Here is a 9,468-nt window from a genome sequence, read left to right as displayed (position 1 = left end):
GCACGCTCGTTACCTGGCCCGCCATCAGCACGAGCGGGCACGCCAGGACACCTACCTCCAGGCCGCCTGACGATCACGGAAGGTAACCATCACACAGTCGAAGGACTTATGAATCGCTGCACTAGGCAATTTAACGACTCAGGACACTAGGGCGTGTTCGGTGGATGCTGCCCGTCGAGAAGGTGCTGCGCCGTAGGCGTCCGTTGAGGGTGGTGGCGGGCGACGGGCGGGCGTATCCAGTGGTGCCTGCACAAAGCCGAAGAAGGAGTTCCCCTGCTGTGCACTGCCTCGCAAGCTCGGCAGCATCGCACAGCGGGGGCCCGCCCGGGTTCGGCTGTCGACTGAGAGATGCGCAGTGCAAGTGCCGCTGGGGCGACACGCAGCAGGGTAAGTGTCCGCCGAACATGCCCTAGTACCGAGTCCCGATCACGAGCGGCCGACGGAGTGTACCGACACCCCGTCGGCCGTCGCCTTTGAACGCGGTCGTCGACACTCCGCGCCCCTCAGGGGCCCGCCGCGGCGGTTCGGGTCAGTCGTCCGGGACCAGCTCCGCGCGCAGCTCGGCCAGACCGGCCCGAATCAGGCGTGAGACCTGCATCTGCGAACAGCCCAACTGGGCGGCGATGCGGGTCTGCGGCCACTCCTCGAAAAAGCTCAGGAGCAGGACGCGCCGCTGGACCTCGGGCAGAAGTGTGAGGGCGTTGCGGAGCGCGGTGCGGTCGACCACGCTCTCCAGTTCACGGTCGGGGGCGCCGAACGAGTTGCCCAGGGGGCCGTCCTCACCTTCGCTGTCGGCGCCCTGCGGGCTGTCCAGGGACAGGGCGGAGTAGGCGGAAGCGGCGTTGATGAGCTCGCCGGTGTCGCGGGGGCCGAGTCCGAAGTGTTCACCGACCTCCGTCTGGCTCGGCGGCCTGGCGTGGTCCTGGGTGAACTCGGTGACGAACCGGTTGAGTTCGCTGCGCCGGTCGCGGTGGACCCGGGCGACATGGACCGCCCACAGGTTGTCCCGGAAATGGCGCTTGAGCTCCCCGGTCACGGTGGGCAGCAGATAGGACAGGAACCTCTTGCCGCGGTGGGGGTCGAACCCGTTGATGGCCTTCATCAGGCCGACTGCCGCGACCTGGCGCAGTTCCTCGGCGTCGACGCCCCGATTGCGGTAGCGCCCGGCCTCTCTGATCACGATCCTGTAGTGCAGGTGCGCGATCCGGTCACGCAGATCCTGGGCGTTCTCCTCGTCGTCGGGCAGGTTGTGCAAGGTGGCGAGCAGCCGCTCGGCCTCCTGGTTCACTCGGTGGTCCGACATGGAGGGGAGTACGGAGGTCTCAGCGAAAAAGTCCACAGCGGTCCTCCTGGACCTTCCCTGCCGCGAGGCGCGGGAAGTGTACGGGGAAGCCACGCTGTCGGACTGTTTGCCGACATACCCGCATCGGCCGACGTGAAACTGGGGCCTGCGGTGCGAGAGTCGTGCGGGAGAACCCGTTGCCTGGGCCGGGTCGGTGGGAGACTATAAGAGCCCATCCCGGTCACAGTACGAACTTCGACCGCTGAGTGGTAGCGCTGAGGGGCGAGGAGGACCCGTTGTGGCTCATTCACCCGAGGACCTGCCCGGAGCCTTCGCGGCCTTCGCCCGCGATCTCCTGGACCAAGGTTCTGTCCAGTCGACCCTGGAGGAGATCGCCGAACTGGCCGTCGGCGAGATACGGGGATGCGAGTTCGCGGGGATCTCCGTTCTGCACGGGCAAGGCGATGTGTCCACCCCGGCCGCGACGCACGCCGTCGTCGAAGAGGCCGACCGGCTCCAGTACTCGTTGGGCGAGGGCCCCTGCCTGGAAGCCATCCATGACCGCGACGTCTACTTCGTCGACGACACGACGATGGAGACCCGGTGGCCCCGCTTCATGGCGAGCGTCGCCGACCTGGGTATGCGGAGCATGATGTCGGTGCAGCTGTTCACCCGGCGCGAGGTGTTGGGCGGGATGAACCTCTACTCGACGGAGGTCAAGGCCTTCGATCCGGCCTCGGCCCGGTTCGGCGAGCTGCTCGCCGCGCACGCCGCCGTGGCCCTGGCCAGCGCCCGGAACGAGGAGAACCTGCGCGGCGCGATCCGCACGCGCGAGCGGATCGGCGAGGCGACCGGGATCCTCATGGAGCGGTACAAGGTCGGCAGTCAGGAGGCCTTCTCTCTGCTGGCCAAGGCCTCCCAGAACCTGAACACCAAGGTGCGCGACCTCGCGGAGGAAATCGCACGCACAGGTGACTTCCCGACGAAGTGAACCTGATGCGCCAGCCCGGACACCGCTCCCTGCGCGCATTGAGCGCCGGAGTGCCGGACGAGCGCGCATTCAGGCGGTCGGTCGTTCGCCGGGTGGGGCCGGTGAGGGGTCCGATACCCCGCCATGTCCCGAAGTGGGTCGGAGAGCGGGCAGTATGGAGACCGTGAGTCTCATCGATGTACTTCCGGCCGAACCAGAACCCGACTCCCTCTTCGAGGCGTTCGCTTTGTGGGCCGAGGATCGGGGCCTCACCCTCTACCCGCACCAGGAGGAGGCCCTCATCGAGGTCGCCTCCGGTTCGAACGTCATCCTCAGCACCCCCACCGGTTCCGGCAAGAGCCTGGTCGCCACCGGCGCGCTGTTCGGCGCCCTGGCGCGGGACGAGTGCGCGTTCTACACCGCGCCCATCAAGGCGCTCGTGTCGGAGAAGTTCTTCGACCTGTGCAAGATCTTCGGCACCGAGAACGTCGGCATGATGACCGGTGACGCCAGCGTCAACGCCGATGCGCCCATCGTGTGCTGCACGGCCGAAGTCCTCGCCCAGATCGCCCTGGCCGAGGGCAAGGATGCCGACATCAACACCGTCGTCATGGACGAGTTCCACTTCTACGCCGAACCCGACCGCGGGTGGGCGTGGCAGGTGCCCCTGCTGGAGATGCCGCAGGCGCAGTTCCTGCTGATGTCGGCCACCCTCGGCGACGTCAGCCGGTTCGAGGAGGACCTGGAGAAGCGCACCGGACGGTCGACCGCGGTCGTCGCCTCCGCTGAGCGCCCTGTCCCCCTCTACTACGACTACCGGGCCACGCCGTTGCACGAGACCCTCGAGGAGCTCCTCGGCAACGGCGACGCGCCCGTGTACATCGTGCACTTCACCCAGGCGCAGGCCGTGGAGCGCGCACAGTCGTTGACGAGCATCAACATGTGCACCAAGGAGGAGAAGGCGAAGATCGCCGAGGAGATCGGCAACTTCCGCTTCACCACGAAGTTCGGCCGCAACCTGTCCCGGTACGTTCGGCACGGCATCGGCGTCCACCACGCCGGGATGCTGCCCAAGTACCGCCGCTTGGTCGAACGACTGGCGCAGGCCGGGCTTCTCAAGGTCATCTGCGGTACGGACACCCTCGGCGTGGGCGTGAACGTGCCCATCCGCACCGTGCTGTTCACGGCGCTGAGCAAGTACGACGGGGTCCGGGTACGCAGGCTGCGCGCGCGTGAGTTCCACCAGATCGCCGGACGCGCCGGACGCGCGGGCTTCGACACGGTCGGCAACGTGGTCGCCCAGGCACCCGAGCACGTGATCGAGAACGAGAAGGCCCTGGCCAAGGCGGGCGACGACACCAAGAAGCGCCGCAAGGTGGTGCGTAAGAAAGCCCCCGACGGTTTCGTGGCCTGGGACGACGCCACTTTCCGCAAGCTCATCGACTCCGACCCGGAGCCGCTCAACTCCCGCTTCCGGGTGAGCAACGCGATGCTGCTGAGCGTGATCGGCCGCCCCGGCAACTGCTTCACCGCCATGAAGCACCTGCTCACCGAGAACCACGACGACCGCAAGACGCAGCGCCGCCACATCCACGAGGCGATCGCCATCTACCGGTCGCTGTTGGACGGCGGGATCGTGGAGACCCTGCCGGAACCCGACGACCAGGGCCGCACCGCCCGGCTGACCGTGGACCTGCAAGCCGATTTCGCGCTCAACCAGCCGCTGTCCACGTTCGCGCTGGCCGCCCTGGAGCTGTTGGACGCGGAGTCGCCGACCTACCCGCTGGACGTGCTCACGGTCGTGGAGTCCACCCTGGACGACCCGCGCCAGATCCTCGGCGCCCAGCTCAACAAGGCCCGGGGCGAGGCCGTCCAGCAGATGAAGATGGACGGTATCGAGTACGAGGAGCGCATGGAGCGGCTCGAGGAGATCGAGTACCCCAAGCCGTTGGAGGAACTCCTCGACCACGCCTACGAGGTCTACCGCCGCGGGCATCCGTGGGTGGGCGACCACCCGCTGCGGCCCAAGACCATCGCCCGCGACATGTACGAGCGCGCGATGAACTTCGTCGAGTACGTGGGCTACTACGAGCTGGCCCGCTCCGAAGGACTGGTGCTGCGCTACCTGGCCAGCGCCTACAAGGCGCTCAACCAGACGGTGCCCGACGACGCCAAGACCGAGGAACTGCGTGACCTCATCGAGTGGCTGGGCGAGCTGGTGCGCCAGGTCGACTCCAGCCTGCTGGACGAGTGGGAGCAGCTCACCAACCCCGAGGAGGAGGCCGAGGGCGAGACCGGCGACGTCGAGGAGACGGTACGCCCCGTCACCGCGAACTCCCGCGCCTTCCGCGTCCTCGTCCGCAACGAGCTCTTCCGCCGCGTGGAACTGGCCGCCCGCCGCCGCTACGGCGACTTGGGCAAGCTGTCCGAGGACGACGAGTGGACCGGCGAGGAGTGGGCCGAGGCGGTCGAGGCGTACTACGCCGAGCACGACGAGATCGGCATCGGCCCGGACGCCCGAAGCCCGAAGATGCTCCTCATCGAGGAAGAGAAGGACTTCTGGCGGGTCCGCCAGATCCTCGCCGACCCGGACGAGGACCACGACTGGGGCATCAGCGCCGAAGTGGACCTGGCCGCATCCAACGCCGAAGGCCGCGCAGTCATCCACGTCACCGACGTGAACCGCCTCTAGGTCGACCGCGCCGGCCCCGCCGAACTTCCACGGGGCCGGCCGTCGACCTCGCTCAGGCGAGCAGGTGCGCGTTGACCTCCCGGACCCCCGCCGCGAGGTCGGGGCGCTCGACCACGATGCGACCGTCCTCGGCCAGGCGTTCGGCACCGTCGCAGTCGACGAACAGGGCCGGCTCGCGCCAGGCGAGGACCACGCGCGGGATCGGCGTGGTCAGGATGAGCGCACTGCAGGAACGGGGGCGCGAGGCACGGGCGCTGCACGGTTCCAGGGACGTGTACATTGTCGCCCCGGCGAGCCGCGGGTCGTCGGGGTCGGTTCCGCGCAGGGCGACCTCTTCGGCGTGGTCGTGCGGGTCGTCGCGACGCGAGTAGCCCTCACCCAGGACGCGGCCCTCGGCGGAGACCACGACGGCGCCCACGGAGAAGGCCGTGTCCGAGGGCGGGCAGGAGCGGGAGAGCTCCACAGTGCGCTCCAGCCAGTATGCGTCGGCGGTGCCCTCTGAGGGTGCGGGTCCGCCGTACGCCCCGGTCTCCTCTCTCAACGCCGATCCCCCGGTTCCCCGGACCCTCCACGCTTCCCGGACCGCCCCGAAGCGAGGCAGTACCGCAGTACGGCCACTCCGTCCAGGGCACGCGCCTCCATCAGGCGCATGGGAACGTCCGAGGTGAAGGGGTAGGCACCCGGCATGACGAAGCGCGGGGCGTCATCGTCACCCACAAAGAACGGCGCGACGGCCAGCCGGAGTTCGTCGACGAGCCCCGAGGTGAGGAACAGGGTGTGGATGTGCCCGCCGCCCTCGACCAGGAGCCGGGTGACGCCCCTGTCGGCGAGGTCGGCCAGGATCGCCTTCGCCGTGGGCGGCTCCCCCGCGTCGACGACCTCGGTGGACGGACCGGATTCCGGGTACTCGGACAGGCGTCGGTTGGCGGTGGCCACCCCCGTACCGCCCGTGTACACGACCGCCCCGGCATCGCCGGTGGTGAAGAAGCGCGCCCCGGGGTCGATGTCACCGCCCCGGGTGACCACTGCCTTGAGCAGGTTCTCGGGGCGCCCCTGCTCACGGCGGCGTTCGCGCAGGACCGGCGAGCGCACGAGGAGTCGGGGGTTGTCGGCACGGAGGGTGCCCGCCCCGACCAGGATCGCGTCACATCCGGCGCGCAGCTCGTCGATCTCGGCGAAATCGGCCTCGTTGGACAGGCGGAGGCGTTCGGGGCTGGTGTCGTCGATGCGCCCGTCGACCGACATCGCGCAGCTCAGGATGGTGTAGGGACGGTCCATGCCCCAAGGCTAACGGCGCGCGCCCGCCCGGTGGCCGAGGCCGCGCGAGGCGAGTGTTGCCTCCCGGCCGTTCCCCTCCTGGCGGGAGCTTTTCCCCGCACTTCAGCAAAGCCCCGAGTGCCGCCCCAAGTACCGCCGAAACGAATGTTCCCACCGTCTCCCCACGGGTTTTCGCTGGCAGCGGGTTCGTTGCCGGAATTGGCCACTCATTTTCCCAATAGCGCGGCCGACCTTTCGGGGGCCCCGAAACGTTCAGGGCCAACGACCCGGGCTCTTCGGATGGGCCCCACCCGAACCCTTCCGCACGGTTCCGCCCGGCCCCGGCTCCCCCGTGGACCTCCGGTGCCCTCCGGGCCGAATCCCCGGTGAAGCCCGCAATCTCCGGCACAGGCCCCGGGCGGCGACCCCGCACGGGCAGCCTTGACCCCATTCCTCGCATAATGGACATTAGGCGTATAAGCACTAGTCGACTCAAGGCCGACCTAACGCACAGCACACCCACCTTCACGGGCCACGCCGGGCAACCCGAAGCAACGTCGTGCAACCCCGTCCGCCGATTTTTACTACCTGTATCCTGGACCCGGTTAACAAGCGGACCAACGCGGAATAGAATCCTTTGACGCGATCCCCTCGGGGACGATCCGGCAATCTGGGAGTCGACCGCACTTCCCCACCTCAGACAAGAGGACGGCGATGTCTCGTTTCACCTCCCCCGATTTCCTGAGGCAGGCGGGGGACAAACACGTCAGGGCCAAACCCCCGCCGCCCGTCAATCTGGCCAGAGCCAGCATCGAGCGGGTCCACTCCTTCCACCTCAAGGGGAAGGACCACTTCGCCGTGGACAGAGAGCTGGCCACCCTGGCCGAGCGTGAGGCCCCGGGCTTCGTCGACATCGTCCTGGGCGAGCGCGCCTTCCTCCAGCGCGCCGTACGACACCTCTCCGCGGACCTGGGAATCCAGCAGTTCCTCCAAGTGGGTGCTGGCCTGCCCATGCCCGGTGACCCGCACGAGATCGCCCACGAGAGCCACCCCGACGCCCGTGTCGTCTACGCGAGCGACGACCCCGTGGTGCTCGCCCACCACCTCGCCCTGATCCGCGACGGTCGGACGACCACCGCCATATCCGCCGGGCTGGACCACACGTCCCGACTGCTGCACGATCCCGAGAGCAACAAACTCCTCGACCTGGACCGGCCGATCGGCCTGATCCTCACCGGCGTCGTCTCACACACCTCGGACGCGGCGGCGGCAGCACGGAACATCGCGGTCCTGCGCGACGCCCTTGCGCCTGGCAGCCACATGGTCCTCAGCCACTACTGCCGACCCGACCCCGGGCGGCACTCCAAGGACGCGCTCCGGGCGGAGCGGCTCCAACGCCTGTTCACGGAGAAGCTGGGACACGGATACTGGCGGACAGAGCAGGAGATCACCGCCTTCTTCGACGGCTGGGAAGCGGTACCCCCGGGGCTGCTCCGGGCCCAGAAATGGCGGACCATGCCGGTGGCCCCACCCGTCCCGGGCAGCTACCAGATGCCGCACCGCAACCGACAGCTGATCATCGGCGGCGTGGGCCGGATCTGAATCCGCCCGCCACCCTCGTACCCGCGTTGGAGCCCCAGGGCCCGGCAGCGGGCGAGGGTCGCCCCGGCACCGCCCGCAGCGGCCCGGGGCCCTTGCGGGTTCCGGGAACGACGCGGCACATCCCGGAGACGACGAAGGCCCGCCGGAATACTCCGACGGGCCCACTCCCCGCTCTCGCGACTGGACTCGAACCAGTAACCTGCCGGTTAACAGCCGGCTGCTCTGCCGATTGAGCTACGCGAGATCGCGCCCTCCGAAACCGGATCCCGGCCTCGGCGACACCACCAGAATAGCGCCTCCCCAGGGGTGCTCGCGACTCGTTTTCGCTCCGGGCTCGGCCTTGTACGCCACCTCACCCTGTTCGCGTCCTCACCCCGGCACCGGCAGAGCCCTGTCAGGGGCGTCCTGCGCCTGAACAGGCCCCGAATGCCCTCGACAGCTCACCGGTAGCCACACAGTGCACCCCGGAGACGACGAAGGCCCGCCGGAATACTCCGACGGGCCCACTCCCCGCTCTCGCGACTGGACTCGAACCAGTAACCTGCCGGTTAACAGCCGGCTGCTCTGCCGATTGAGCTACGCGAGATCGCGCCCTCCGAAACCGGATCCCGGCCTCGGCGACACCACCAGAATAGCGCGCTTGGAGAGTGCTCGTGACCAGTGTCGGCTCGTGTGACCGCAACCACGACAGGGTAACGTCGGGGCACGGAGCACTCCGACCGTCACCAAGGCCGTAAAGAGGGACAGGGACCATGCGCTACCGGATCACGTTCGCCGCAGGACTCGCCATCGGATACGTCCTGGGAGCCAAGGCGGGCAGGGCCCGCTACGAACAGCTCTCCCGCACCGCCCGCAAGGTGGCCGACAGCCCCTTGGTACAGGAAGTGGCCGGGGTCGTCGGCGCCCAGACCAGCAAGGCCGGCCGGGCCGTCTACGACAAGGCCGTAGCCACGATGCCCGTCACGTCCGTGCGCGACTTCCTCGCCCGTCCCACCGACGAAGAGGCCGAACTCATCGAGTGGGAGGTCAGCCTGGCCAACGGCACCCGGCCGGCAAACGACCCCGACCAAGGGCGGGACGTCTGACGATGGCGCTGTTCGGTCGGGGCATCCCCGAGCAAGTGCGTTCCCGGCTGGAACAGGGCGAGCGCGTGCTCGCACACGCGGCCGTCGCCGAACCGGCCGGGAGCGGCACCCCTAACGACACCCCCGAGGGCACCCTTATGGTGGCCACCACCCGAACCCTGTACCTGGCCGACGGGCGCGCCGTGCCCTGGCAGGACATCGACCAGGCCCGCTGGAGCCCCGACACGTTCACGTTCACCGAGGAAGGGTTCGGGGAGCACACGGTACGCCTGCGCACCGACCAGACCGGTGCGCCCGTGGACTACCGGCGCATGGCCGAGACCGTCGCCGAGCGGGTCACCTCCACCATTCTGGTCAACCGCTTCGTGCCCTTCCCCTCCACCGATTCCGCCACCGGCTTCCGGTTGGTCGCCCGGCGCCCCCCGCTGGGCACCGAGATCGACTGGCGCGTGCACCTGGGAGAGGGACTGGACCCGGACGACCCGCGCCTCTCCGACGCCGTCTCCCGAGCCCTGGCCCTCCTCAACGAGCAGATGGGCGTCTGAGCGCCAGAGGAGTACGGGGGGTGCCCGTCCACCGG

At 68.8% G+C, this 9,468-nt stretch carries 8 protein-coding genes and 2 tRNA genes; 5 read left to right on the top strand and 5 right to left on the bottom strand.

Annotated features, from left to right (window positions below; genetic code table 11):
* Positions 1-529 precede the first annotated feature (529 nt).
* A complete protein-coding gene (locus tag ACYVD1_RS30975; protein WP_460778035.1) occupies positions 530-1,339 on the bottom strand; it encodes a sigma-70 family RNA polymerase sigma factor in 810 nt (269 codons plus the stop codon).
* 241 nt (positions 1,340-1,580) lie between these two features.
* Between ACYVD1_RS30975 and ACYVD1_RS30970 the strand changes: the two genes are divergently transcribed.
* Together ACYVD1_RS30970 and ACYVD1_RS30965 are read left to right on the top strand one after the other, a co-directional pair.
* Positions 1,581-2,273 (top strand): GAF and ANTAR domain-containing protein, encoded by a 693-nt coding sequence (locus ACYVD1_RS30970; protein ID WP_460778034.1) that lies wholly within the window; start codon positions 1,581-1,583, stop codon positions 2,271-2,273.
* A 154-nt stretch (positions 2,274-2,427) separates the two neighbouring features.
* On the top strand, positions 2,428-4,944 hold the full coding sequence (locus tag ACYVD1_RS30965; RefSeq protein WP_460778033.1) for a DEAD/DEAH box helicase: 2,517 nt from the start codon (positions 2,428-2,430) through the stop codon (positions 4,942-4,944).
* A 52-nt stretch (positions 4,945-4,996) separates the two neighbouring features.
* Here ACYVD1_RS30965 and ACYVD1_RS30960 read toward each other — a convergent pair whose 3' ends face one another.
* Positions 4,997-5,485 carry a cytidine/deoxycytidylate deaminase family protein gene (locus tag ACYVD1_RS30960; protein ID WP_460778032.1) on the bottom strand — a complete coding sequence of 163 codons (489 nt, stop codon included), beginning with the start codon at positions 5,483-5,485 and terminating at the stop codon, positions 4,997-4,999.
* Positions 5,482-6,222, bottom strand: a complete 741-nt coding sequence (locus ACYVD1_RS30955; RefSeq protein ID WP_460778031.1) for a RibD family protein — start codon at positions 6,220-6,222, stop codon at positions 5,482-5,484. The genes ACYVD1_RS30960 and ACYVD1_RS30955 overlap by 4 nt, the downstream gene beginning before the upstream one ends.
* 693 nt (positions 6,223-6,915) lie before the next feature.
* On the opposite strand from ACYVD1_RS30955, the gene ACYVD1_RS30950 reads away from it, so the two are divergent.
* Entirely contained in the window at positions 6,916-7,803 is an 888-nt protein-coding gene (locus tag ACYVD1_RS30950) for an SAM-dependent methyltransferase (RefSeq protein ID WP_460778030.1), read from the top strand.
* A 171-nt stretch (positions 7,804-7,974) separates the two neighbouring features.
* On the opposite strand, the gene ACYVD1_RS30945 is transcribed toward ACYVD1_RS30950, so the two are convergent.
* Together ACYVD1_RS30945 and ACYVD1_RS30940 are read right to left on the bottom strand one after the other, a co-directional pair.
* Positions 7,975-8,047, bottom strand: a tRNA-Asn gene (locus ACYVD1_RS30945).
* Positions 8,048-8,316: 269 nt separating this feature from the next.
* Positions 8,317-8,389 (bottom strand) — tRNA-Asn (locus tag ACYVD1_RS30940).
* 166 nt (positions 8,390-8,555) lie between these two features.
* Between ACYVD1_RS30940 and ACYVD1_RS30935 the strand changes: the two genes are divergently transcribed.
* Positions 8,556-8,888 (top strand): hypothetical protein, encoded by a 333-nt coding sequence (locus tag ACYVD1_RS30935; RefSeq protein ID WP_460778029.1) that lies wholly within the window; start codon positions 8,556-8,558, stop codon positions 8,886-8,888.
* A gap of 2 nt (positions 8,889-8,890) precedes the next feature.
* On the top strand, positions 8,891-9,433 hold the full coding sequence (locus ACYVD1_RS30930; RefSeq protein ID WP_460778028.1) for a hypothetical protein: 543 nt from the start codon (positions 8,891-8,893) through the stop codon (positions 9,431-9,433).
* Positions 9,434-9,468: the final 35 nt, after the last annotated feature.

The sequence above is a fragment of the Nocardiopsis nanhaiensis genome (assembly GCF_054778635.1).
Note: the sequence above shows the minus strand (reverse complement) of the source record. Positions and strands in the feature narration are given on the sequence as shown.

What these genes read in the sequence shown, in the direction of transcription:
- ACYVD1_RS30930 (WP_460778028.1), top strand. Translation starts at nt 8,891, where the DNA reads ATGGCGCTGTTCGGTCGGGGCATCCCCGAGCAAGTGCGTTCCCGGCTG.
- ACYVD1_RS30955 (WP_460778031.1), bottom strand. Translation starts at nt 6,222, where the DNA reads ATGGACCGTCCCTACACCATCCTGAGCTGCGCGATGTCGGTCGACGGG.
- ACYVD1_RS30950 (WP_460778030.1), top strand. Translation starts at nt 6,916, where the DNA reads ATGTCTCGTTTCACCTCCCCCGATTTCCTGAGGCAGGCGGGGGACAAA.
- ACYVD1_RS30935 (WP_460778029.1), top strand. Translation starts at nt 8,556, where the DNA reads ATGCGCTACCGGATCACGTTCGCCGCAGGACTCGCCATCGGATACGTC.
- ACYVD1_RS30965 (WP_460778033.1), top strand. Translation starts at nt 2,428, where the DNA reads ATGGAGACCGTGAGTCTCATCGATGTACTTCCGGCCGAACCAGAACCC.